Genomic DNA, 23,477 nt, shown 5'->3' on the forward strand with positions numbered 1-23,477 from the left:
CTCACCACGGTGCCGCCCCGCCGGATGATCGATCAGAGTCGAAGGTCCCGTCTCAGCCCGGAAGTGGTACTCGCCATGTCAGAATCGTCCCCTCCTCGTTCGATCCGCGCCCGACCTCGAATGAGCCGCCGAACTGACGGGCCCGGTCGCCCATGCTGATCACCCCGCCCCGGGCCCGGGCCGGATCGAAGCCGACGCCGTCGTCCTCGACGCAGAGCACGGCCTCGCCGTCGGCCGCCCGCAGGGAGATGCGGGCGCTCTTGGCTTGCGCGTGCCGGGCTGTGTTCGACAGCGCCTCGCGGAGAACGGCCAGGATCTCCGACTTGAAGTCGTCGGGGATCGCGCTGTCGACCGGCCCCGACGTGTCCAGGACGGGATGGAAACCGAGCGCTTCGGCCGCCGCCTCCAGCTCCTCGCGCAGCTCGGACCGTAGGGACGGCCCGACGGGTGTGCGCAGTTCGAAGATCGAGCGCCGGATGTCACGGATGGTGGCGTCCAGGTCGTCGACCGCGGTGTTGATCCGCTGGGCCACCTCGGGTCGGACCGCCTGGTGAACGGCGCCCTGCAGGTGCATGCCGGTGGCGAACAGCCGCTGGATCACCACGTCGTGCAGGTCACGCGCGATGCGCTCGCGATCCTCCAGCACGGCGAGCTGCTGGCGTTCCTCCTGGGCGCGGGCCCGCTCGAGCGCCAGGGCGGCCTGACCAGCGAATGTTGACAGTTGCACCGCTTCCTCGTCGCTGGGTGGTTGGCCGGCGGGCTGGGTGACGATCAGGACCCCATGCAACGTGTCCGGTCCGGCGAGCGGGACGGCCATCGCCGGACTGTCCGGCACCGGCCCGGGCCATGCGGTGGCGGTCCGGAGGTTGTCCACGGGCCGGTACTTCTCCCGGCCGAACTCGGCCGCTGCGGCCGGATCGACCGAGACCTTCTTACCGGCCAGACCGGCGTACGCCCGGTCGGCGCTTTCCGCGACCTCGATGATGTAGCGGGCCTCCTCCTCCTCGTAGAGCATCACGAGCACGAGCTCGGCGCCGGCCACCTCGCGGGCGCGGCGGGCGATCAGCCCCAGAGCTTCGGTGCGGCGGACGGTGCCGAGCAGGACGCCGGTGATCTCCGCGCTGGCCGCCAGCCAACGCTCCCGCCGCCGGGCCAGCGCGTAGAGGCGGGCGTTGTCGATGGCGACACCGGCCGCGGCGGCGAGCGCGACCACGATCTCCTCGTCGTCGTCGCTGAACTGATCGGCTCCCTGCTTCTCGGACAGGTAGAGGTTGCCGAAGATCTGGCCGCGGGTCAGCACCGGCACGCCAAGGAAGCTGTGCATCGGCGGATGGTTCGGCGGGAAGCCGAACGAATCCGGGTGCCGGCGGATGTCGGGCAGCCGCACGGGGCGGGGGTCGGTGATGAGCAGGCCGAGCACACCGCGGCCGCGAGGTAGATCACCGATCTTCGCGTGCGTCACCGGGTCCATGCCGTGGGTGATGAAGTCGGCCAGGTCGGTACGGTCGGCTCCGATCACCCCGAGGGCGCCGTACCGCGCGCCGACCAGTGCGCACGCGGCTTCGACGATGCGCTGCAAGGTGTTGCGCAGCTCGAGGTCGCTGCCGATCCCGACCACGGCGTCGAGCAGGGAACGGAGTCGTTCCCTGCTGGTCATCACGTCGCCGACCCGATCGAGCATCTCCTGCAGGAGCTCGTCGAGCCGCACGCGGGACAGCGGGCTGAGACCCAGCGAAGGCGGATCGATCCGGTCGTCGTCCGGCAGCCGTTCGGCCATGGGCCCACGCTAGCGCCAGGGGTTGTGAAGGGGAACCGGCCGCCTGGCCTTGACTCGGTCGGCCCGGGCGGTAGAAAGAGAGGGTGATTCGCGTCTATCTGCTCGACGACCACGAGGTGGTCCGCCGTGGCCTGGTCGACCTGCTGCAGGCCGAGGGTGACATCGAGGTGGTCGGCGAGTCGGGTCTCGCCGTCGAGGCCACGCATCGCATTCCCGCGCTGCGGCCGCATGTGGCCGTTCTCGACGCCCGGTTGCCGGACGGCAGCGGCATCGACGTGTGCCGGGACGTGCGGGCGGTCGACTCCACGATCAAGGGCCTGATCCTCACCTCCTACGAGGACGACGAGGCGCTGTTCGCGGCGATCATGGCCGGGGCCTCGGGTTATGTGCTCAAGCAGATCCGCGGCAGTGATCTGGTCGACGCCGTGCGCCGGGTGGCGGCCGGGCAGTCCCTGCTCGACCCGGCGGTCACCCAGCGGGTCCTGGAACGGATCCGGCACGGTGTGGAGCAGCCGCGGGAGCTGCGGTCGCTCACCGATCAGGAACGACGGATCCTGGAGTTCATCGCCGAGGGCCTGACCAACCGGGAGATCTCCGAGCGGATGTTCCTCGCCGAGAAGACGGTGAAGAACTATGTGTCCAGCCTGCTCACCAAGCTCGGCCTGGAGCGCCGCACCCAGGCCGCGGTGCTGGCCACCCGCCTGCTCGGCGAGCATCCGCACTGAAGCCGTCAGAACACCGTCAGACCGTGCTCACGGAACTGACGCCGTACTCGCTCGATCAGGGCGATGTCCGGCGACGGCGTGCCGGCGAGCGGAAAAGGCCGGCCGAGCGCGGCGTACTTCGGGGCGCCGAGCCGGTGGAACGGCAACACCTCGACGCGTTCGACCGTCGGCACGCCGGCCGTGATGGCGGCGACGGCGTCGACGTTGGCCGGGTCGTCGGTGAGCCCGGGCACCAGGACGAACCGGACCCAGATGGGTTTACCGAGATCGGCCAGGCGGTGCGCGAAACGGACGGTCGGAGCCAGGCGGCCGGTCCGGGTGACCTCGCGGTAGGTGGCCGGGTCGCCGGATTTGATGTCGAGCAGCACCAGGTCGGTGGCGTCGAGCAGGGCGGCGTCGGCCCGGTCGCCGAGGAAGCCACTGGTGTCCAGCGCGGTGTGCAACCGCATGTCCTTGCAGCCCTGGAGCACCTCGCGGGCGAAGTCGCGCTGCTGCAGCGGCTCGCCGCCGCTGAGGGTCACCCCGCCGTGCGCCACCTTGAGGAAGCGCTCGTAGCGGCGGATCTCGGTCAGCAGCTCGCCGGCCGTCTCGAGCACGCCGTTGCGCCGGTACTGGGTGTCCGGGCTGTGGCAGTACTGGCAGCGCAGCGGGCAGCCGGCCAGGAAGGCGACGAAGCGGGTGCCCGGCCCGTCCACCCCGGTGGAGAGGTCGAAGGAGTGGACGGCGCCGGTGGTCATCACAGCGACCCGTGGAAGGTGCGGGAGATGACGTCGCGCTGCTGCTCGGTGGTGAGCTTGACGAAGTTGACCGCGTACCCGGAGACCCGGATGGTCAGCTGCGGATATTCCTCCGGATGGGCCATCGCGTCCTCGAGGGTGGCGCGGTCGAGGACGTTGACGTTCATGTGGAAGCCGCCGCCGTCGGTGTAGCCGTCGAGCACGCCGGCCAGGTTGCCGATTCGTTCGTCGCACGAGTGGCCCAGTCCGTCGGGGGTGACCGTGATGGTCAGGGAGATGCCGTCCCGGGCGGCCCGGTAGGGCAGCTTGGCCACCGACAGGGCCGCGGCCACCATGCCGTGCTTGTCGCGGCCGTTCATCGGGTTGGCGCCGGGGGCGAACGGCTCACCGGCCCGCCGGCCGTCCGGGGTGTTGCCGGTGTTCTTGCCGTAGACGACGTTGGACGTGATGGTCAGGACCGACAGCGACGGCTCGGCCCCGCGGTAGGCGGGCTGCCGCCGGATCTTCGCCATGAAGCGTTCCACCAGGTCGACGGCGATGGCGTCGGCGCGGTCGTCGTTGTTGCCGAAGGTGGGGAAGTCACCGTCGGCCGCGTAGTCGACGGCCAGGCCGGTCTTGTCGCGCAAGACCTTGACGTGGGCGTGCTTGATGGCACTGAGGCTGTCGACGGCCACGGACAGACCGGCGATGCCGGTGGCCAGGAACCGGTGCACGGGGTAGTCGTGCAGGGCCATCTCGAGGCGCTCGTAGGCGTACTTGTCGTGCATGTAGTGGATGACGTTGAGCGCGTCCACGTAGGTCTCGGCGAGCCAGTCCAGCGTCTTGTCGTACGCTGCGATCACGGTCTCGTAGTCGAGCACGTCAGCGGTGATCGGATCGGCCTCGAAGATCTGCTCGCCGCTGAGCTCGTCCCGGCCGCCGTTGATGGCGTACAGCAGGGCCTTGGCCAGGTTGGCCCGGGCGCCGAAGAACTGCATGTCCTTGCCGACGCGCATGGCCGACACGCAGCAGGCGATCGCGGTGTCGTCGCTGTAGGCGGGCCGGAGCAGCTCGTCGTTCTCGTACTGGATCGAGCTGGTGTCGATGGAGACCTGGGCGCAGAACCGCTTGAACCCCTCGGGCAGCGCCGGCGACCACAGCACGGTCAGGTTCGGCTCGGGCGCCGGGCCGAGGTTGTAGAGGGTCTGCAGGTAGCGGAAGCTGGTGCGGGTCACCAGCGGCCGGCCGTCGCAACCGATGCCGCCGAGGGCCTCGGTGACCCAGGTCGGGTCGCCGGAGAACAGCGCGTCGTACTCCGGGGTGCGCAGGAACCGGATGATGCGCAGCTTGATGACGAAGTCGTCGACCAGCTCCTGAGCGTCCTGCTCGGTGAGCCGGCCCTCGGTGATGTCGCGCTGCAGGTAGACGTCCACGAAGCTGGCCGTGCGGCCCAGCGACATGGCGGCGCCGTTCTGCTCCTTGGTCGCGGCCAGGTAGGCGAAGTACAGCCACTGAATCGCCTCCCGGCCGGTGGCCGCCGGGCCGGAGATGTCATAGCCGTACCGGTCGGCCATGAAGCGCAGCTCCTCCAGCGCCCGGATCTGCTCGGCGAGTTCCTCACGGTCGCGGATGACGTCCTCGGAGGACAGCCGCGCGTCCAGCGAGGCCTTGAGCTCGCGCCGGTCGGCGATGAGCCGGTCCACGCCGTAGAGGGCGACCCGCCGGTAGTCGCCGATGATGCGGCCGCGGCCGTACGCGTCCGGCAGGCCGGTGATAATGTGCGAGCGGCGGGCCGCCTTGACGTCGGCCGGGTAGGCGTCGAAAACGCCGTCGTTGTGGGTCTTGCGGTACTGACTGAAGATCGTCTTCACGGCCGGGTCGAGGCTGAAGCCGTACGCGGCCAGCCCGGCCTGGACCATGCGCAGGCCTCCGTTGGGCATGATCGCGCGGCGCAGCGGGGCGCTGGTCTGCAGCCCGACGATCAGCTCGTGGTCCCGGTCGATGTAGCCGGGCTCGTGCGAGGTGATCGTGGACGGGGTGTGCGCGTCGACGTCGTAGACACCCCGCCGGCGTTCCTCGGCGAACATGCGCCGCAGCTGCCGCCAGATCCGTTCCGTGCGGTGGGTCGGCCCGCTCAGGAACGAGGCGTCACCGGCGTACGGCTCGATGTTGTCGTGGATGAAGCCGCCGACGTCGATCGTCTCGCGCCACTGCGTCCCGCGGAAGCCGTGCCAGGCGTCGTGCGATGTGGGGGCCATGAACTCCTCCTTCGTCTTCCTTCAGCCTGGCCCGGCTCGCCCGCGGGGGACAGGGCCGGAGGTCCCGGCCCGGTCAGGGCACAAGGACCAACCGGGCCGGTACCCGGCCGGCCAGGACGTCCTCGACGGCGTCGTTGATCTTCTCGAGCGGACGGATCTCGTAGAACACCTTCGTGCGTCCCTCGGCGTGCAGGCGGAACACCTCGGCGAGGTCGGCGCGGGTGCCGACGATGGAGCCGATCACCTGCAGCCCCTTGAGGACCGTCTGGAAGATCGGCAGGGACATGGCGTTGTCCTTGGGCAGCGACACCAGGATCAGCCGGCCGCCGCGGCGCAGCGAGGCGTGAGCCTGCTCCACCACCTGGGGGTCGGCGGCGAGCACCACGGCGACGTCGGCGCCGCCGAGCGCCTCGATCGCGGCGACCGGGTCGGTCAGGGCCGCGTTGACGGTGTAGGCGGCACCCAGCTCCTTGGCCAGCGTGAGCTTCTCCTCGGTCACGTCGACCGCGATGGTGGTGCCACCGAAGATCTGCGCGTATTGCAGGGCCAGGTGGCCGAGGCCGCCGATGCCGAAGACGGCGACCCGGTCGCCCGGGCTGACCCCGCCGACCTTGACCGCCTTGTACGTGGTGACGCCGGCGCAGGTCAGCGGGGCGGCCTCACGTGGGTCGATGCCCTCCGGCACCGCCACCGCGTAGCGGGCGTCGGCGATCAGGTACTCCGCGTGCCCGCCGTCGACCGAGTAGCCGGTGTTGAGCTGGGTCTCGCAGAGCGTCTCCCGGCCGCTGACGCAGTACTCGCAGGTGCCGCAGGCCCGGCCGAGCCAGGGCACGGCGACCCGGTCACCGGCCTTGTGCTCGGTGACGCCCGGGCCGACGTTGTTGACGATGCCCACGCCCTCGTGACCGGGCACGAACGGCGGGGCCGGCTTGACGGGCCAGTCGCCGCGGGCGGCGTGGATGTCGGTGTGGCAGAGCCCGCTCGCCTCGATCCGGACCCGGATCTGGCCGGGGCCCGGCAGGGGCAGCGGCATCTGCCGGACGGTCAGCGGCCGGTCGAAAGCGGTGACCACGGCTGCACGCATGATGTCCTCCTTCTTGCTGTTCACGTTCCGAAGTCTCGGCCGACGTGGATCACCGCAGTAGGGCCGATAGACCCCCGCCGGCCGGGACCGTCACCGGCTGTCCGAGCCCGCTGCCCCGCTCGCGGCGCGACCGGCCTCGAGCCGGGCGATCGGCACGCGGAACGGCGAGCAGGACACGTAGTCCAGGCCGGCCTCGTGGAAGAACCGGACCGAGGCCGGGTCGCCACCGTGTTCGCCGCAGACGCCCACGGTCAGATCGGGCCGGGCGGCCCGGCCGCGGGTCACGGCCATCCGGACGAGCTCGCCGACCCCGTCAGCGTCGATGGTCTCGAACGGCGACACCGCGAAGATGCCGAGCCCGAGGTAGCGGCCGAAGAACGCGCCCTCCACGTCGTCGCGGGAGAAGCCCCAGGTCATCTGGGTCAGATCGTTGGTGCCGAAGGAGAAGAACTCGGCCGCACCGGCTATTTCGCCGGCGGTCAGGGCGGCCCGCGGCACCTCGATCATGGTGCCGATCCGGATCGGCGGCGCGCCGGGCACGCTCTGCAGCACCGACTCGGCTTCGGCCCGTACGGTCTCCAGCTCCTGGACCGCGCCGACCAGCGGCACCATGATCTCCGGTCGCGGCTCGCCGCCCGCGGCGACCCGGGCCGCCGCGGCTTGCGCCACCGCCCGGACCTGCATGGCGAACAGACCGGGAATCACCAGGCCGAGGCGGACGCCGCGCAGGCCCAGCATCGGGTTCTGCTCGTGCATGCGGCGCACCGCGATCAGCAGGACGCCGTCGCGCCCGGGGTCCTCGCCGAGCGCCTCGGCCCGGGCCACCCGCGCGGTCAGCTCCTCCAGCGGCGGCAGGAACTCGTGCAACGGCGGGTCGATCAGCCGTACGGTCACCGGCAGTCCGTCCATCGCCTCGAAGAGCTGCTCGAAGTCGGCGCGCTGCAGGGGCAGCAGGTCGTCCAGGGCGCTCGGGTCGCCGAGGATGAGCCGCTCCACCAGCTGCCGGCGCTCGCCGAGGAACATGTGCTCGGTGCGGGCCAGTCCGACGCCGGTGGCGCCGAAGCGGCGGGCCCGTGCGGCGTCGGCGCCCGTGTCGGCGTTGGCGTGCACCCCGAGCCGGGCCCGGTGGTCGGCGTGGATCATCAGGCGCTCGACCGCGGACAGCAGCGGATCGCCGTGCGCGGTGATCTGACCCTCGAAGTAGCGCACGACCTCCGACGGCCGGACCGGGACCTCGCCGGCGTAGACCCGGCCGGTGGTGCCGTCGATCGAGATGACGTCGCCGGAGCGCAGGGTGCGCCCGTTCACGGTGACCGTCTCACCCTCGATGGTGAGCTCCTCGGCGCCGCAGACGCATGTCTTGCCCATGCCGCGGGCGACGACGGCGGCGTGCGAGGTCTTGCCGCCGCGGGAGGTCAGGATGCCGCGTGCGGCGATCATGCCGGGCAGGTCGTCCGGGTTGGTCTCGCGCCGCACCAGGATGACCGGACCGGTCGCGGCGGCCGCGGCGGCCGAGTCGAAGACGATCGCGCCGACCGCGGCGCCCGGGGACGCGGCCACGCCGGTGGTCAACGGCGGTGGAGCGGAGGCGAGGTCGAAGCTGGGGAACATCAGGTGGGCCAGCTGCTCGCCGGTGACCCGTTGCAGCGCCTCGTCCAGGGTGATGGTGCCCTCGTCGACCAGCTGAGCGGCGATCACGAAGGCGGCGGCCGGTGTGCGCTTGCCGACCCGGGTCTGCAGCATCCACAGCTTGCCGTTCTCGATCGTGAACTCGATGTCGCACAGATCGCGGTAGCGCTGCTCCAGGCGCTCCATGACGGACAGGAGCTGGGTGTAGCTCGCCGCGTCGATGGCGGCCAGCTCGTGCAGGCTCAGCGTGTTGCGGATACCCGCGACCACGTCCTCGCCCTGGGCGTTCTGCAGGTAGTCACCGTAGACGCCGCGCCGGCCGGTCGCCGGGTCGCGGGTGAAGGCGACCCCGGTGCCCGAGTCCTCCCCGCGGTTGCCGAAGACCATGGCCATCACGTTGACGGCGGTGCCGAGATTCTGCGGGATGCGCTCCTGGCGGCGGTAGAGGACGGCGCGCTCGGCGTTCCACGACCGGAACACCGCGCCGATCGCCAGGAACAGCTGCTCGTGCGAAGCCTGCGGGAACTCGCGGCCGGTGTGGGCCAGGAAGACCTTCTTGTACGCGACCACCAGATCCCGGGGCTGGCCGGGCCCGATCGCGTCGAAGTCCTCGCCCGGCACGTCGAACACGGTCTTGCCGAACATCTGGATCAGCCGGCGGTAGGAATCCCAGGCGAAGTGCTCGTCGCCGCTCTGCCGGGCCAGGCCCTCGACGCTGGCGTCGTTGAGGCCGATGTCGAGGATCGTCTCCATCATGCCGGGCATGGAGAACTTGCCGCCGGACCGCACCGACAGCAGCAGCGGATCGTCGGCGTCGCCGAAGGTCTTGCCCATCTGCGTCTGCAGCAGCTCCAGGTGGCGTTGCACCTGGGACAGCAGCCCCTCGGGCATCCGGCCGGTGTGCAGATAATCGCGGCAGGCCTCCGTGCTGACAGTGAAGCCGGGTGGCACCGGCAGTCCCATGCGGGTCATCTCGGCGAGGTTGGCCCCCTTGCCGCCTAGCAGGTCCTTCAGATCCTTGTGGCCCTCGGTGAAGTCGTAGACGTATCTGGTCATGCCGGTCGCACCCCTCTCTTCTCCTCGTTGGTAACCCGGCCGAGGACCCGGCCTGTAGGGCCGGACGTCCCTACTGGACGGGACGGATCAGGGCCAGCGTGGAAGGCACAGACACCGGAAGGGAGACGGTAATGAGAGGTCTTGTGTACGGCGGGCCGGGGATGCGGTCCTGGACGGAGATCCCCGATCCCCGGATCCAGGATCCGCGCGATGCGATCATCCGGGTCGACGCCGTCACCATCTGCGGCACCGACCTGCACATCCTCGGCGGCGACGTGCCCGAGGTGGCGGCCGGCCGGGTCCTCGGCCACGAGGCGGTCGGTACGGTGATCGAGACCGGGAACGGTGTGGCGGGCCTCGTCGCGGGCGACCGGGTGCTCGCCTCCTGCATCTCGGCCTGCGGTATCTGCCGGTTCTGCCGCGCGGGCGCGTACGGCCAGTGCCTGGGCGGCGGGGGCTGGATCCTCGGCCACCTGATCGACGGGGTGCAGTCCGAGTACGCCCGGATCCCGTTCGCCGACCTGTCCACGTACAAGCTGCCGGAGCAGGTCAGCGACGAATCGGCGGTCCTGCTGGCCGACATCCTGCCCACCTCGTACGAAGTGGGCGTGCTCAACGGCCACGTGCGGCCGGGCGACACCGTGGTGGTGGTGGGCGCCGGGCCGATCGGCCTGGCGGCCGTGCTGACCGCGCGGCTCTACTCGCCGGCGCACATCGTGGTGATCGACAAAGCGGAGAGCCGCCTGCAGGCCGCGAAGATGTTCGGCGCGGACACGACCGTGGTCGCCGGCGCCGACGACCCGGTCCAGGCCGTGCAGGCCCTGACGGGCGGGCTCGGCGCCGACGTCGCGATGGAGGCCGTCGGCACCCCGCAGACCTTCGAGCTGTGCGCCTCGCTCGTACGCCCCGGCGGTCGAGTCGCCAACATCGGCGTACACGGCAAGCCGGCAACGTTGCATCTGGAAGACCTGTGGATCCGCAACGTCACCATCACCACCGGTCTGGTCGACACCTTCTCGACGCCGAAGCTGCTCGACATGCTCGTGGCGGGCCAGTTCGACCTGGGCCACCTGGTGACCCATCGCTTCGCCCTCGGCGATTTCATGCAGGCGTACGACGTCTTCGCGGACCCGATTCGTTCGGGCGCGCTCAAGGTGGTGTTGTCGCGATGAGGATGGGGACTGTGGCCGCCGCGGCCGGTCTGACGGCCGCGGCTGTGGTGGCTGCCCTGTCGCGACCGGCTCAGCGCCGGTACATCACCTGGGGCGCCGCACCCGAGGAGGCGTACGGGCCGATGCCGGGCGACGACCTGCTGCCGGCCGCGCGGATCATCTCGACTCGGGCGATCTCGATCGGCGCGCCGCCGTCGGCGATCTGGCCGTGGCTGGTGCAGATGGGCAGCGGCCGGGGCGGCGCCTACACCTACGACTGGATCGAGAATCTGTTCGGCCTCGACATGCACAGCGCCGACGAGATCCTGCCGCAGTTCCAGGACCTGGCCGTCGGTGACGTCCTGCCGCTCGGCAGCAACGGGCCCGGCATGCGGGTCGAGATCTGTGACCGGGACCGGGTGCTGGCTCTCCGATCGACCGACGGCACCTGGGTGTGGACCTTCGAGCTGCGCCCGGCCGGCGGACGGACCCGGTTGATCAGCCGGAACCGTCTCACCCCGCCCGAGTCACAGAGGTTCGTCTACGACGTGCTGATGGGGCCCGGCAGCCTGGTCATGGAGCACCGGATGCTCCGGGGAATCCGGCGGCGGGCCGAACAGGGCACGCCGTCGACCGTCACGGTCGCACAGTGAGGAGGACACCATGAAGACCTGGACCGTGGACGATGTGATGACCGAGGCGGTCGTGACCGCCGGACCGGCCACCTCCTACCGCGAGCTGGTCGACCTGCTGGTGAGCCGGCGTTTTAGCGCGGTGCCCGTCGTGGACGAGTTCGAGCGGGTGACCGGCGTCGTCTCCGAGGCCGACCTGCTGCGCAAGATCGAGTACGTGGGCGACGAACAGCCCCGCATGTTCGAGAGCCGCCGGCGCCGCGGCCGGCGCGCGAAGGCGCTCGCGAGCACGGCCGCCGACCTGATGAGCAGCCCCCCGGTGACGGCCCGGGCCGGCACCCCGCTCGCTGCCGCCGCCCGCACGATGGACGACGAGGATGTGAAGCGGCTGCCCGTAGTGGACGACCGGGGCCGGCTCCTCGGCATCGTCACCCGGTGCGATCTGCTCAAGGTGCACCTACGGCCGGACGACGAGATCAAGGGCGAGATCGTCGACGGTGTCTTCGGCAGGTATCTGATCGGCTCCGACACGTCGGTGACGGTCACGGTCGAGGAGGGCGTGGTGACGCTGGCCGGGCGGGCCGACCGCTGGTCGACTGCGGACATCGCCCGGCGGCTGACCCGGCAGGTGGCGGGGGTGGTCGAGGTCGACGGCGAGCTGACGTACGACATCGACGACCGGGAGATGCTTTCCACCGGCCTGGGCTTCGGCTCGGCCTGAGAAACGGCCACGCCGGCCCGTTCGCGGGCCGGCGAGCCTCAATGCTCAGCGGTAGGTGGGCGACGTGCGCTCGGTCGCGTGGCAGCGCTTGCACGTGTGCATCTGTGGCGAGTTGAACTCCCAGTTCGCGTAGCGCCACGGCCCCCAGTCGTGTTCGGGCCACGAGTCGGTGGCGCCGCACCGCCCGCACCGGCGGACCCGGTCGCATCCACCGGGGACCACGAAGGCGAACTCGCCCCAGCTGTGCTGCACGCGTTCCTCGGTCCTGCCGCAGACCTCGCAGACCCGGACGCTCTCGCATCGGCGGCCGGGGTAGGACCACTGGCCTCGATGTCGCCCGGCCACGCACAGAACTTTGCCGATGACGCTCATGCCGGCCCTCCTTCCGGGCTCCCACTGACCAAGGTAGGCGCTACCCGGAGGCGACGAGAGGGCCCGAAGACCCGAGCCGGCCGGTCCGACGGGCCGGCCGATGACTCAGGAAACGACGAGCAAGGGGCGGGTGATCCGGCGCAGAACGGCCGCTGTCAGGGCGCTGCGGGGAGCGCCGACGACGACCACGGCCGCCCGTTCGCGGTCTGCGCCTGTGGCGAGTGTCTCGGCCACCACCGGGGCCAGTGATCCGCCGGACCGCCGGGCGTGCGGCACCGTGAGCGTCACCAGCCGGCGTTCGTCGAAGAGCCGGCCTGCGACCTCGCGGGCCCGCTCCGCGCCGACCGATCCGTCGCAGCCGACCAGAACCGGCCCCTCGCGCAGGGCCGCCCGCGCGATTACCGGCAAGGGCGAGCAGACGACGAGCACCGGCTGGAAGCAGAATCGTACGACGTCGCAAGCGACGCCGCCGGCTCCGCTCGTGCCGACCAGCACCAGGTCGGGGCCGAGCTTGCCGGCGAGCTCGGCCAGCCGGCGGCCGACGGCGCCGTGTCCCCGCTCGACCCATGGCTCGGCCGACCACCCGTTCGACCGGGCCACGGCCAGCCCGGCCGACGCCAGGCGGTGGGCCTTGACTTCGGCGTCCCGCTCGGCCACCGCGATCAGGCGTTCCGCAGCCGCGCCGGCAGCGTCGGGCAGCGTTGTCCACAAGCAGGTGACCCAGGCGTGGGTGCACGGCAGCAGGGCCGAGGCGACCTCGAGGGCCAACTTCGCCGCCGGCGTCCCGTCGTAGCCGGCCAGCACCCGGGCCGACCTGCGTCCGTCCATGGCCACCTCCCCAACCCGCCCCTCAAGCTCAGCCCGCCCGGTCGCGGCCGGCCAGAGCCGTCGGTCACGCCGAGGCGGCCGGGCCGGGTCCGTTGGTCCTCCCGCGACCCGACGTCGGCCTCTGGTCGCGCTCCGCCGTCCGGCGCACGGTGAAGGGAAAAAGCCGGGGGTGTGCGATGTCCGATCAGCCCACAATCAGGCTCCCGGCGGTTCCGGAGCCGCCGGAGAAGAAGCGGCACGTGTGGCGCGTGACCCTGGTCGCCGTGCTGGCCACCCTCGCCACCACGGTCTACGTCACGCACGACCAGATCGAGGCGATGACTCTGGGGGCTCGCCCAGCATGAACTTCGCCACGATCACTCCGCGCGAGGACGACGGCCGGTTGACCGCCGAGCTCGGCGGACGGATGCTGCCGCTCCCGGACTCCCTCCGGCACCATGTCAGCCTCCGGAAGTATCTGGGTAAGCCGCTGGTCATCGGCCTGCGACCGGCAGCGTTCTCGCCGGCCGACGACGACGGACCAGCGCTCGAAGTGGTACCGCTGGGTGTGGAGTCGCTCGGAGACGAGAAGCACGTGCTCCTTGCACCTCCGGCTGATGGGCTGCGGACCGCCGCCGACAGGGACGTGCCGGTCGCGGTGGACGAATCAGCCGGCACCCAGTTGTGGACGGCGAAGGTCGGGCAAGGAGCCGACGTGGCGATCGGGCGCCCAGTCCGGCTCACCGCCGATCTCGGCGCCGCGTCCTTCTTCGACCCCGGCAATGGCACGGCGATAGCGACGCCGTCCATCGAACCCGCCGTGCCCGCCGCCGCCTGACGAACCCCGAACGGCCCGGGCTTGCTCGCCCGGGCCGTTACGCTCGGCCGCCTCACGACTTGCCGGCCGATCCGCGGCGATGCCGGACGAAGCTCAGATAGACGCCCGCACGGTGCCGCGACCTCTCCTCCCGGCGCCGGTCGGCCTCCGCGAACGGCGATTTCCGCCAGCGCCACAGCGCCGTCGTCCTGAGCTGGTAGTCGGTCATGTCCCGGTACCGGCGGTCACCGGACGCCGCGAGCCGGAAGATGCGGCTGGTCTCCTGCTCGAGGCCCTCGGCCCACCGGGCGTGGGACCGCTGAGCCTTACGCATGTAGGCCCGGGCCCGTTCGTTCCACGGCACATCACAGTGCCGGTAGCCGCGTGGCACGGCCAGCGGCCAGTACTCCGGATCGGCGCTGACCGGTTCGATCAGCAGCCCGGCGCACGGCACGACCCCGTCCGCGCCGGCCAGCGGGCACTCGCCGGACGAGGCCGGCCCGGGACACCTCCCGGTCAGCTTCCCGGTCCGGGGATCCAGGATGCGAATACCGCGTCCGCTCATCGTCTTGCCTCCTCACGGTCCAGCCGGGTGAGATCACCGGCGGTCGGAACTCCGCACGGCCGGGCCCCGTCCAGGACCACGGCCGGGCGCAGCGGTGCCACCGGCAGCGTCGGCGGCTCGCTCGTAGTGGGCGCTGACAGCCAGGAACCAGCCCACGAGGATCAGCCACAGGCCGCCGAAGGCCCCGGTCGTCAGGCACAGCAGGAGGCCCGCGATCGCCATGGCCGAACCGAACACGACGCCGGATACGGCGGCCGCGCGATGGGCGGCCGCGTGGTCGCCGACCATCCACCAGATGACGGCGGCCAGCACCCGGCCACCGTCCAGCGGCGCCGCGGGCAGAAGGTTGAACAGCAGCAGCACGAGGTTCATCACGGCGAGCCACCCGAAACCGGCCTCGAGCAGACCGGCTTCGGCGGAATGGGCCGGCCCCACCGCGAGCAGGCAGGCGCCGGCCACGGCGCCGGTGGCCGCCGGGCCGGTCAGGGCGATCGCCAGCTCGGCCCGCGGGCGCTCCGGATCGCCGTCGAGCTCCGAGACGCCGCCGAACATCCACAGGGTGATCGAGCGAACCCGGATGCCGTGACGCTGGGCGACCCGGGCATGCGCGTACTCGTGCAGGAAGAGCGAACCGAGCAGGAGAACGGCGAACCCGGCCGCGGCGGCATAACCTCCGGCCTGCCGGGGCCGGACCGTGGCCACGACACCGTGTCAGCAGACCGAGTATCACCAGGGTGGACCAGTGAAGCCCGACCGCGATGCCCTGCATCTGCCCGAGGCGAATGGATTGGCGCATGGCGCTCGCCTCCCGCTACCACCATCGCGCACCTGTCGCCGCCGGAGGCAGAGTCACGTGGCTCTTTCCCGGGGTGCCGCTGCGGAGCGGACGTCTTCACCCGCCGGGACCTTCGGCTCTGCCTCATCGCCGGCCCCAGCGGGACGCTGAGGGTACGAGAAACGGCCTGAGGAGCGATCATGACCCACCGCGCCGGCGTCCAAGGCCCCGTCGTTGCCGGGATTCTGGCCGAGCAGTCGGCCGAGGATGTCCTGCGGGTCGCCTTCCCCGAGGCCCAGGGACGGGATGTGCCGCTGCGGGTGGTGGTCGCCGGTGCGGCCGCGTCCTTCGCGGCGACCGGGGTGCCCGAGACGATCGAGCGCTGGGGCGAGAAGTATCCCGGCGTCGAATGCACGGTCGCCGTCCGCGCCGGCCTCGACGCGGCGGTGACGCTCGTGGCCGGCGCCCGCGGCTCTGCCCTGATGGTGGTGGGAAAACCGGTGAATCGGCGTGATGCCGCGGTTCTCCAGGCCGTGCGACATCGGCTGTCATGCCCGTTGAGGGTCCTCGGCGAGGAAGTGACAGTTGCGACGAGAACCAGTTGAGGAGGCTGAGATGCAGCAGGAGTTTGCGGGCAAGGTGGCGATCGTGACCGGTGGCGGGTCGGGCATCGGTGAGGCCACCGCGGTGCTGCTGGCCCGCCGCGGCGCCAAGGTGGTCGTGGCCGACTGGGACGCCGAGGCCGCCGAACGGGTGGCCAAGCAGATCGGGGACGCCGCCATCCCGTACGCGGTGGACGTCTCGGATCCGCAGGGCTGTGCCGCCATGGTGCACGCGACCGTGGAGGCGTTCGGGCGCCTCGACGTGGCGGTCAACAACGCCGGCGTCGGCGGCCCCCAGGCGCTTACCGGCGACTACCCGCTGGACGGCTGGGAGCTGGTCATCGGCGTCAACCTGAGCGGGGTGTTCTACAGCATGCGGGCCGAGATCCCCGCGATGCTGGCCTCCGGTGGCGGCTCGATCGTCAACATGGCCTCGATCCTCGGGAAGGTCGGATTCGGTATGGCGGTCGCCTACGTGGCGGCCAAGCACGGTGTGGTCGGGATGACCAAGTCCGCGGCGATCGAGTACGCCCAGCAGGGCATCCGGATCAACAGCGTCGGCCCCGGCTTCATCGACACGCCGCTGCTGGCCACGGCCGACCAGGAGGTCATCGCCGGGGTGAGCGCCCTGCACCCGCTGGGCCGGCTGGGCCGGGCGGAGGAGGTCGCCGAACTGGTCGCGTTCCTCGCCTCGGACAGGGCCTCCAACACGACCGGCTCGTACCTGCTCACCGACGGCGGCTATACGGCTCAGTGACAGCGACCCGGGCCGAAAGCCCCTAGGGCCGCCGAGACCGCGGTCCTACGGTCGGGAGGACGGCCGGCTCTGCGGAAGGAATCATCGTGACCACGATCGCGCCCGATCTGCTCCACGCGCTCGCCGATCCGGACGGGGCGGAAATCGCCCAGCTGGACGCCTGGTGGCGGGCCGCCAACTACCTGACCATCGGCCAGATCTACCTGCAGGCCAACCCCCTGCTGCGGGAGCCGCTCAAACCGGAGCACATCAAACCCCGGCTCCTCGGCCACTGGGGCACCAGCCCCGGCCTCTCCTTCGTCTACGCGCACGTGTCCCGGCTGATCCGCCACACCGGGCAGGAGACGCTCTACCTGACCGGGCCCGGGCACGGCGGTCCCGCCCTGGTCGCGGCCGGGTGGCTCGAGGGGACGTACAGCGAGATCTATCCCGCCGTCAGCCGGGACGAGGCGGGCATGCTGCGGCTGTTCCGGCAGTTCTCCAGCCCCGGCGGCATCCCCAGCCACGTCTCGGTGACCACGCCCGGCTCCATCCACGAGGGTGGCGAGCTGGGTTATGTGCTGGTCCACGCGTTCGGCGCGGTGATGGACAACCCTGATCTGCTCGCGATCGCGGTGGTCGGTGACGGCGAGGCCGAGACCGGGCCGCTGGAGGGCTCGTGGAAGGGCATCTCCTTCATCAATCCGGCCCACGACGGCGCCGTGCTGCCGATCCTGCATTTGAACGGGGCCAAGATCTCCGGGCCGACCGTGCTCGCCCGGAAAGATCCGGCGGAGGTGCGTGAGCTGCTCAGCGGCCACGGCTACGAGGTCATCGAGGTCGAGGGGTCCGACCTGCCCGGCATGCACACCCGCTTCGCGGCGGCCCTGGCCACGGCCTACGACAAGATCAAGGCGATCCAGGCGGCGGGCGGCGACGGCAGCCGGCCCCGGTGGCCGCTGATCATCCTGCGAACCCCCAAGGGCTGGACGGGTCCGGAGGAGGTCGACGGCGTTCAGGTCGGCGGCACGTTCCGGGCTCATCAGGTGCCGCTGGCCGGTGTCCGCGAGAACCCAGAGCACTTGGCGCTGTTGGAGCAGTGGCTGAAGTCGTACGGCCCCGCCGAGCTCTTTGATTCTGCGGGGACGCCCGTCGCGCTGGTCAGGGAGGCGGCGCCCGAGGGTGGCAAGCGGATGAGCGCCACCCCGCACGCCAACGGCGGCCTGCTGACGCGGGAGCTCGACCTGCCGGACTTCCGCGACTACGCGATCGTTGTGCCGAGCCCCGGAACCGAGCAGGCGGAGTCCACCCGGCGCCTCGGCGAGCTGGTCCGCGACGTGTACCGCCGCAATCCTGACCGGTTCCGGCTGTTCAGCCCGGACGAGACCAACAGCAACCGGCTCGGCGCGGTCTTCGAGGTCTCCGATCGGGCGTTCATGGAGCACGTCACCGGCGACGACGTGGCGATCAGTCCGTCCGGGCGGGTGATGGAGGTGCTCTCCGAGCACAACTGCCACGGCTGGCTCGAGGGTTACAACCTCACCGGCCGGCACGGACTGTTCGCCACGTACGAGGCGTTCGCCATGGTCAGCGCCTCCCAGACCGTCCAGCACAGCAAATGGCTGCAGGAGGCGGACCAGCTGTCCTGGCGAGCGCGCGTGCCCAGCTTCAACGTGCTGCTGACCTCGACCGCCTGGCGCAACGACCACAACGGCTTCTCCCACCAGGGCCCCGGCCTCCTCCAGGTGGTGCTCAACCAGCGTGGTGACGTCAGCCGGATCTACCTGCCGCCGGACGCGAACTGCCTGTTGTCGGTGGCCGACCACTGCCTGCGTTCCCGTTCGTACGTGAATCTGATCGTCATCGACAAGCAGCCGCAGTTGCAGTGGCTGAACATGGACGACGCGATCGAGCACTGCGCCCGTGGCGCCGGCGTGTGGGACTGGGCCGGCACGTGCAGCGACTGGACTGATCCCGACATCGTGCTGGCCTGCGCCGGCGACGTCGTGACGATGGAGACGGTGGCGGCGGCGCAGATCCTGCGCGAGCGGCTGCCGAAGTTCAACGTGCGCGTGGTCAACGTGGTCGACCTGATGACGCTGATCCGTCGCCGGGACCACCCGCACGGGATGAGCGAAACCTTGTTCACCGAGCTGTTCACCGACACGATCGACGTGGTCTTCGCTTTCCACGGATTCCCAGGGGCCATCCATCAGCTGGTGCACGGCCGGCCCGACGCCGACCGGTTCCGGGTGCGCGGCTTCATCGAGCAGGGCACGACCACCACCCCGTTCGACATGACGGTACGCAACAGGGTGTCGCGCTACCACCTGGTGATGGACGCCATCAACAACGCCAAGCGGCTGCCGCGCGGCGCCGAGGACCTGAAGAAGTGGTGTCAGGAGCAGCTGGTCCGTCACGAGCGATACGTGGTCGAGCACCTCGAGGACATGCCCGAGGTGCGGAACTGGGCATTGGAGGGACGGCGCCCGTGAGCGAGACAGCCGGTCCCACCGCTCTGCTCGGCTATGACGGCTCCCTGCCGGCCGGAGCCGCGATCGAGGTCGCGGCCCGGCTGTTCCCCGCGGCCCGGGCACGGATCGTTTACGTCTGGACACCCCCGTTCGCCAGCGAGGCGCTGCGGCGCCGGCTGTGGCGGGGGACCGCGGGGGTCGACGAGTTCGTCGCGGCGGTCGAGCACGAAGGCGAGTCCGAGGCCAGACGGCTGGCCACCATGGGCGTCGCGCTCGCCGCCCCCTACGGATGGCGGGCCGAGCCGGCGATCCGCCGCACCTACGGCGGCGAGGGGCTGCAACTCTGCGAGATCGCGGAGGAGTTCGGCGCGGAGGTCATCGTGGTCGGTTCGCGCGGCCTCACCGGCGCGCGGGCGGTGCTCGGCAGCGTGTCGGACATGGTCGTGCACGGCGCGGCCTGTCCCGTGCTCGTGGTGCCTCATCCCTTGCTGGAGGCTCAGCGCGCGGTCCTGGACACCGGGCCGGTGCTGCTCGGCTGGGACGGCTCGGCCGGCGCCGAGGCGGCCCGGCAGGGCGTGGCGCATCTGTTGCCGGGGCGCTCAGTCGTACCGGTGTACGCGGAGGACGGCGACGGGCCACCGGACGGCGAGGTCGCCGATCTGGTCCGGGTGCGCCCGGCCGGCGGCCATCTGGAGCACGGCCGGGCGGTGGCCGCCGCGCTGGCCGGGCAAGCGGGTGAGGCGCACGCCGCAGTGGTGGCCGTCGGCTCACGGGGCCGGTCGGCGGTGCGCGAGATCGTGCTCGGCAGCGTCGCCATGGCCACCCTGCACCACACCTACCGGCCCGTGCTCGTGGTGCCGCGGCACGGACCCGAGGGACCGGGCAGCCGGGACGTTCGGCCCTGACCCGGCGGCGGGCGCCGGCGAACCCTGAAGTCATGGCACAGACGACCACGCCGGCGGCGGAGATCGACGGCCGGCAACCACCGACCGAGCTCTTCCGCCATCTGCGGTCCACCCCGGCGGGCCTGCGGTCGCGGGAAGCGGCCCGCCGGCTGACGGTGTATGGGCCCAACGAGTTGTCCCGGCGGCACGGCCGCCGATGGCCCCGGCAGTTGCTGGCCCAGTTCACCCAGCCGCTCGCGGTGCTGCTGATGATCGCCGCCGCGCTCGCCTGGGCCGGACACGCGCCCGCCCTGGCGGCCGCGGTCATGGCCGTCATCCTGCTCAACGCCGCCTTCGCCTTCGTCCAGGAGCGGCAGGCGGAACGGGCGGTGGAGGCGCTCGCCGCCTACCTGCCGGATGCGGCGCGGGTCATGCGGGACGGCGTGCTGATCGAGGTGCCGGCCCGGGACCTGGTGCCCGGCGACGTGCTGGACGTCGCCGAAGGCGACCGGATCTGCGCCGACGCCCGCCTGGTGGACGGCTCGGTGGCGGTCGATCTGTCGGCGCTCAACGGTGAATCGGTGCCGGCCATCCGCACGGCCGACGACGAGCCGGCTCCGGGTCCCCTGCTGGAGGCCCGGGAGCTGGTGTTCAGCGGCACGTCCTGCACTGCCGGTCAAGCTCGGGCCGTGGTCACCCACACCGGGATGCACACTGAGATCGGCCGCATCGCGGCTCTGTCCCAGCGCGGCAAGCAGGACCCGAGCCCGCTGGAGCGGCAGGTGCGCCGGGCCACCTGGATCATCGCGGTGGTGGCGGTCGTGGCCGGCGCCGCCTTCCTGCCCATCGGCGTGCTCGCCGGTCTCGGTTGGGCGGCGGCGATCAGCTTCGCCATCGGGCTCATCGTCGCCAACGTGCCGGAGGGTCTGCTGCCCACCATCACCCTGGCGCTCGCCGCGGGGGTGCGCGAGCTCGCCCGGTCGGGCGCGGTCGTCAAACGACTGTCCGCTGTGGAAACACTCGGATCGACGACAGTGATCTGCACCGACAAGACCGGCACCTTGACGGAGAACCGCATGCGGGTCACCCGCCTCTGGGTGGCCGGCGAGGATCGGGAGGCGACGACAACGGCCACCGATCCGGCCGTACGGGAACTGATCACCGCGGCCGCGTTGTGCACCACCGCCCACCTGGCCGGCGACGGGACACCGGGTGACACCGGCGATCCCACCGAGCTGGCACTGCTCAGGCTGGCCGCGGACGCCGGAGCGCCGGTGCACGCGGCCGAGCGCGACGCCGCGCGGACGGCCCTGTATGCCTTCGACCCCCGTACCAAACGCATGTCCATCACCGCCGGCGGGCAACTGTTCTCCAAGGGCGCCCCCGAATCGGAGGTCCCGCTCTGTACCACGATCCTCGCCGCGGACGGCCGGGCCGAGGAACTGACCGGCGCCGTACGCTCGGAGGTCGTGCAGGCCGTCGACCGCTACGCCGCGAACGGGCTGCGCGTTCTCGCGATCGCCCGCCGCTCCGGCCTCCCAGCCGCCGACCGGGAGGCCGCGGAGAGCGGCCTGACCCTGCTCGGTCTCGTCGCCATGGCGGACCCGCCCCGCGCGGCCGTGCCCGCCGCCGTCGCCGCCGCGCACCGCGCCGGCATCACGGTGCACGTGATCACCGGCGACTACGGTCCCACCGCCGCCCAGATCGCCGCTCAGGCCGGCATCGGCCGCGCGGGCCGGCGCATCATCACCGGCGCCGAGCTCGAGCGGATGGGCGACGCCGAGCTCGACCGGCTGCTCGGCGACCACCAGGAAATCGTCTTCGCCCGTTCTTCGCCCGAGGGGAAGCTGCGCGTCTGCGAGGCCCTGCGCTCCGAGGGACACATCGTCGCCATGACCGGCGACGGGGTGAACGACGCCCCGGCCCTGCGGCGCGCCGACATCGGTGTGGCGATGGGCCGGGCCGGCACCGACGTCGCCCGGGAGGCCGCCACGATGGTCCTCACCGACGACAACTTCGCCACCATCGTGCGGGCGGTCGAGGCCGGCCGCCGGGTGTACGACAACGTGCGCAAGTTCGTGCTCTACATCTTCGCCCACGCCGTTCCCGAGGTCGTGCCGTTCCTCATCTTCGCGTTGTCCGGCGGCGCCGTGCCGCTGCCCCTGACCGTGCTGCAGATCCTCGCCATCGATCTGGGCACCGAGACGTTGCCCGCGCTGGCCCTGGGCCGCGAGCGCGCCGAGCCCGGCCTGATGGATCGGCCACCCCGCTCGCCGAGGTCCGGGGTGATCGATCGCCGTCTCCTGCTGCGCGCCTGGGGCCTGCTCGGGGTGACCTCGGCCGTCCTGGTCACGGCCGGCTTCTTCTGGGTCCTGTGGCGTGCGGGCTGGCAAGCCGGCACGAGCCTGCCCGCCACGGTGCGGGACGAGGCGGCCACGATGACCTTCGCCGGCATCGTCGCCTGCCAGATCGGCACGGCGATGGCCTCGCGAACCGATTACGCGCCGCTTCGGAGCATCGGCGTGTTCAGCAACCGTCTTCTCCTGGGCGGCATCGCCTTCGAGATCGTCTTCGCCGCCGCGCTCATCTACCTGCCGCCGCTGCAGCCGGTGTTCGGCACGGCCGCGCTGAGCGGGGCCGAACTCGCTTTCCTGGCGCCGTTTCCGGTGATCGTCTGGGGCGTGGACGAGATCTACCGTGCTCTCCTTCGCCGGCGGCTTGCCGGCGACCCGCCCGGGAAAGGTCCATCGGCCCTGCCATCGGCCGTCCGCAAGGCGTGAGATGGACGTAGGAGGTGGCTGCCATGACGCGAACGAACGAGGACGCCACCCGCTTCGGCGAGGCGATCAACCGCTACCTGGGCGCGGTCGGGTATCCGGATCCGTACGCCGTGAAGCCGGGCCCGGCGGCGGCCCGGGCCGCCGTTCCGCCGCCCGGCGGACTGGTGCTGGTCGGTGCCGACGAGAGCCCGTCCGCCTGCGTCGCCGTGGATCACGCGGCGGTCGAGGCCGAGCTGCACGGCTGGACCCTGCGCCTGCTGAACGTCCGGCGCGGGGAATCGGGCGAGGCCGGCCCGGCGTTACTCGACCGGCTCACCGCACGGGTACGGGCGGGATCGCCGTCCACCGTCGTGACCAGCCGGCTCGTGATCGGCCCGGACCCGGCGCGAGCGCTGCTGGCCGAGGCCGGCGAGGCCGCCCTGGTGGTGGTGGGACACCACCACGGTGCGACCGCGACGGTCTTCGGCCGCAGCGTCGCGGACCGGGTGGCCCGGCACCACAACGGCCCGGTCCTGCTCGTACGGATGCCGGCCGGGTCCGGCTGGGCCACCCGGCCGCTGGTGGTCGGGGTGGACAGTTCCGCGCCGGCGCGGGCCGCTCTGGAGTTCGCCTTCGCCGAGGCCGAGGTCCGGGGATGCGAGGTCGTCGTGCTGCACGTGGTCGGCGACGGCACCGATCTCGCCCGGCGCCTGGACACGCGGTCCCGCGTGCCGATCCGCCACAAGATCATCCAAGGTGACCCGGCCACCGCGCTCATCGAGGCGTCCGGCCAGGCCGCCGCCCTGGTCCTCGGACGGCCCGAGGGCGGCCGGCTTGCTCCCGGCACGGCCTTGAGCGCGGCCACCCACGTGCTGCGGCGCCGCGCACTGTGCCCGGTCTTCGTGGTCGGGTCCGGCGTGGGTTGACGGTGGCGGGC

Annotated in this window: 20 protein-coding genes; 11 read left to right on the forward strand and 9 right to left on the reverse strand. The window is 71.6% G+C overall.

The window, feature by feature from the left end:
- Positions 1-52 precede the first annotated feature (52 nt).
- A complete protein-coding gene (locus AB0J66_RS02865) occupies positions 53-1,777 on the reverse strand; it encodes a GAF domain-containing sensor histidine kinase (protein WP_364655125.1) in 1,725 nt (574 codons plus the stop codon).
- An 83-nt stretch (positions 1,778-1,860) separates the two neighbouring features.
- On the opposite strand from AB0J66_RS02865, the gene AB0J66_RS02870 reads away from it, so the two are divergent.
- Positions 1,861-2,502, forward strand: a complete 642-nt coding sequence (locus AB0J66_RS02870; protein WP_364655127.1) for a response regulator transcription factor — start codon at positions 1,861-1,863, stop codon at positions 2,500-2,502.
- Positions 2,503-2,507: 5 nt separating this feature from the next.
- Here the strand turns inward: AB0J66_RS02870 and pflA are convergent, their stop codons facing one another.
- From pflA to ppdK, 4 genes are all read right to left on the reverse strand, one after another.
- Positions 2,508-3,239: a pyruvate formate-lyase-activating protein gene (gene pflA, locus AB0J66_RS02875; RefSeq protein ID WP_364655128.1), complete on the reverse strand. Its 732-nt coding sequence runs from the start codon at positions 3,237-3,239 to the stop codon at positions 2,508-2,510.
- Positions 3,239-5,476 carry a formate C-acetyltransferase gene (gene pflB, locus AB0J66_RS02880; RefSeq protein WP_364655130.1) on the reverse strand — a complete coding sequence of 746 codons (2,238 nt, stop codon included), beginning with the start codon at positions 5,474-5,476 and terminating at the stop codon, positions 3,239-3,241. Before pflB ends, pflA begins: the two co-directional genes overlap by 1 nt.
- Before the next feature lie 73 nt (positions 5,477-5,549).
- Positions 5,550-6,584 carry an alcohol dehydrogenase AdhP gene (gene adhP, locus AB0J66_RS02885; RefSeq protein ID WP_364655131.1) on the reverse strand — a complete coding sequence of 345 codons (1,035 nt, stop codon included), beginning with the start codon at positions 6,582-6,584 and terminating at the stop codon, positions 5,550-5,552.
- A 66-nt stretch (positions 6,585-6,650) separates the two neighbouring features.
- On the reverse strand, positions 6,651-9,245 hold the full coding sequence (gene ppdK / locus AB0J66_RS02890; RefSeq protein WP_364655133.1) for a pyruvate, phosphate dikinase: 2,595 nt from the start codon (positions 9,243-9,245) through the stop codon (positions 6,651-6,653).
- A gap of 131 nt (positions 9,246-9,376) precedes the next feature.
- Between ppdK and AB0J66_RS02895 the strand changes: the two genes are divergently transcribed.
- The 3 genes from AB0J66_RS02895 to AB0J66_RS02905 are packed head-to-tail and all read left to right on the forward strand — an operon-like array spanning position 9,377 to position 11,749.
- Positions 9,377-10,417, forward strand: coding sequence for a zinc-dependent alcohol dehydrogenase family protein (locus AB0J66_RS02895; protein ID WP_364655134.1), 1,041 nt, complete (start codon positions 9,377-9,379; stop codon positions 10,415-10,417).
- Positions 10,414-11,049, forward strand: a complete 636-nt coding sequence (locus AB0J66_RS02900) for an SRPBCC family protein (RefSeq protein WP_364655135.1) — start codon at positions 10,414-10,416, stop codon at positions 11,047-11,049. The genes AB0J66_RS02895 and AB0J66_RS02900 overlap by 4 nt, the downstream gene beginning before the upstream one ends.
- A 10-nt stretch (positions 11,050-11,059) precedes the next feature.
- Positions 11,060-11,749 (forward strand): CBS domain-containing protein, encoded by a 690-nt coding sequence (locus AB0J66_RS02905; RefSeq protein WP_364655136.1) that lies wholly within the window; start codon positions 11,060-11,062, stop codon positions 11,747-11,749.
- A 45-nt stretch (positions 11,750-11,794) separates the two neighbouring features.
- Here the strand turns inward: AB0J66_RS02905 and AB0J66_RS02910 are convergent, their stop codons facing one another.
- Both AB0J66_RS02910 and AB0J66_RS02915 read right to left on the reverse strand, forming a co-directional pair.
- The gene (locus AB0J66_RS02910; protein WP_364655137.1) at positions 11,795-12,121 is read right to left on the reverse strand and encodes a hypothetical protein; all 327 of its coding nucleotides are present in this window, start codon (positions 12,119-12,121) and stop codon (positions 11,795-11,797) included.
- Between the two features lie 105 nt (positions 12,122-12,226).
- Positions 12,227-12,949 (reverse strand): universal stress protein, encoded by a 723-nt coding sequence (locus AB0J66_RS02915; RefSeq protein WP_364655138.1) that lies wholly within the window; start codon positions 12,947-12,949, stop codon positions 12,227-12,229.
- Between the two features lie 382 nt (positions 12,950-13,331).
- Between AB0J66_RS02915 and AB0J66_RS02920 the strand changes: the two genes are divergently transcribed.
- Entirely contained in the window at positions 13,332-13,766 is a 435-nt protein-coding gene (locus tag AB0J66_RS02920; RefSeq protein WP_364655140.1) for a hypothetical protein, read from the forward strand.
- Positions 13,767-13,818: 52 nt separating this feature from the next.
- Here the strand turns inward: AB0J66_RS02920 and AB0J66_RS02925 are convergent, their stop codons facing one another.
- Positions 13,819-14,310, reverse strand: a complete 492-nt coding sequence (locus AB0J66_RS02925) for a hypothetical protein (RefSeq protein WP_364655141.1) — start codon at positions 14,308-14,310, stop codon at positions 13,819-13,821.
- A gap of 33 nt (positions 14,311-14,343) precedes the next feature.
- Entirely contained in the window at positions 14,344-15,012 is a 669-nt protein-coding gene (locus AB0J66_RS02930; protein ID WP_364655142.1) for a site-2 protease family protein, read from the reverse strand.
- Positions 15,013-15,285: 273 nt separating this feature from the next.
- Between AB0J66_RS02930 and AB0J66_RS02935 the strand changes: the two genes are divergently transcribed.
- The 6 genes from AB0J66_RS02935 to AB0J66_RS02960 all read left to right on the forward strand — a co-directional run bounded on the left by AB0J66_RS02935 (position 15,286) and on the right by AB0J66_RS02960 (position 23,466).
- Positions 15,286-15,690 (forward strand): hypothetical protein, encoded by a 405-nt coding sequence (locus AB0J66_RS02935; protein WP_364655144.1) that lies wholly within the window; start codon positions 15,286-15,288, stop codon positions 15,688-15,690.
- Positions 15,691-15,700: 10 nt separating this feature from the next.
- Complete coding sequence (locus tag AB0J66_RS02940; protein WP_364655145.1) at positions 15,701-16,444, forward strand: SDR family NAD(P)-dependent oxidoreductase; 744 nt, start codon at positions 15,701-15,703, stop codon at positions 16,442-16,444.
- A gap of 86 nt (positions 16,445-16,530) precedes the next feature.
- On the forward strand, positions 16,531-18,918 hold the full coding sequence (locus tag AB0J66_RS02945) for a phosphoketolase family protein (RefSeq protein ID WP_364655147.1): 2,388 nt from the start codon (positions 16,531-16,533) through the stop codon (positions 18,916-18,918).
- Positions 18,915-19,802: a universal stress protein gene (locus AB0J66_RS02950; RefSeq protein WP_364655148.1), complete on the forward strand. Its 888-nt coding sequence runs from the start codon at positions 18,915-18,917 to the stop codon at positions 19,800-19,802. The genes AB0J66_RS02945 and AB0J66_RS02950 overlap by 4 nt, the downstream gene beginning before the upstream one ends.
- A 32-nt stretch (positions 19,803-19,834) precedes the next feature.
- Positions 19,835-22,561: a cation-transporting P-type ATPase gene (locus AB0J66_RS02955; RefSeq protein ID WP_364655149.1), complete on the forward strand. Its 2,727-nt coding sequence runs from the start codon at positions 19,835-19,837 to the stop codon at positions 22,559-22,561.
- A gap of 23 nt (positions 22,562-22,584) precedes the next feature.
- Complete coding sequence (locus AB0J66_RS02960) at positions 22,585-23,466, forward strand: universal stress protein (RefSeq protein ID WP_364655151.1); 882 nt, start codon at positions 22,585-22,587, stop codon at positions 23,464-23,466.
- Positions 23,467-23,477: the final 11 nt, after the last annotated feature.

It is taken from the genome of Actinoplanes sp. NPDC049598 (genome assembly GCF_040675435.1).
Classification (GTDB): Bacteria; Actinomycetota; Actinomycetes; order Mycobacteriales; family Micromonosporaceae; genus Actinoplanes.

Bases quoted from the DNA above. Each gene is read 5' to 3' on its own strand.
- pflB (WP_364655130.1), bottom strand. From the start codon at position 5,476: ATGGCCCCCACATCGCACGACGCCTGGCACGGCTTCCGCGGGACGCAG.
- AB0J66_RS02955 (WP_364655149.1), top strand. From the start codon at position 19,835: ATGGCACAGACGACCACGCCGGCGGCGGAGATCGACGGCCGGCAACCA.
- ppdK (WP_364655133.1), bottom strand. From the start codon at position 9,245: ATGACCAGATACGTCTACGACTTCACCGAGGGCCACAAGGATCTGAAG.
- AB0J66_RS02940 (WP_364655145.1), top strand. From the start codon at position 15,701: ATGCAGCAGGAGTTTGCGGGCAAGGTGGCGATCGTGACCGGTGGCGGG.
- AB0J66_RS02865 (WP_364655125.1), bottom strand. From the start codon at position 1,777: ATGGCCGAACGGCTGCCGGACGACGACCGGATCGATCCGCCTTCGCTG.
- AB0J66_RS02910 (WP_364655137.1), bottom strand. From the start codon at position 12,121: ATGAGCGTCATCGGCAAAGTTCTGTGCGTGGCCGGGCGACATCGAGGC.
- AB0J66_RS02960 (WP_364655151.1), top strand. From the start codon at position 22,585: ATGACGCGAACGAACGAGGACGCCACCCGCTTCGGCGAGGCGATCAAC.
- AB0J66_RS02900 (WP_364655135.1), top strand. From the start codon at position 10,414: ATGAGGATGGGGACTGTGGCCGCCGCGGCCGGTCTGACGGCCGCGGCT.
- AB0J66_RS02935 (WP_364655144.1), top strand. From the start codon at position 15,286: ATGACCCACCGCGCCGGCGTCCAAGGCCCCGTCGTTGCCGGGATTCTG.
- AB0J66_RS02915 (WP_364655138.1), bottom strand. From the start codon at position 12,949: ATGGACGGACGCAGGTCGGCCCGGGTGCTGGCCGGCTACGACGGGACG.
- AB0J66_RS02925 (WP_364655141.1), bottom strand. From the start codon at position 14,310: ATGAGCGGACGCGGTATTCGCATCCTGGATCCCCGGACCGGGAAGCTG.
- AB0J66_RS02895 (WP_364655134.1), top strand. From the start codon at position 9,377: ATGAGAGGTCTTGTGTACGGCGGGCCGGGGATGCGGTCCTGGACGGAG.
- AB0J66_RS02905 (WP_364655136.1), top strand. From the start codon at position 11,060: ATGAAGACCTGGACCGTGGACGATGTGATGACCGAGGCGGTCGTGACC.
- pflA (WP_364655128.1), bottom strand. From the start codon at position 3,239: ATGACCACCGGCGCCGTCCACTCCTTCGACCTCTCCACCGGGGTGGAC.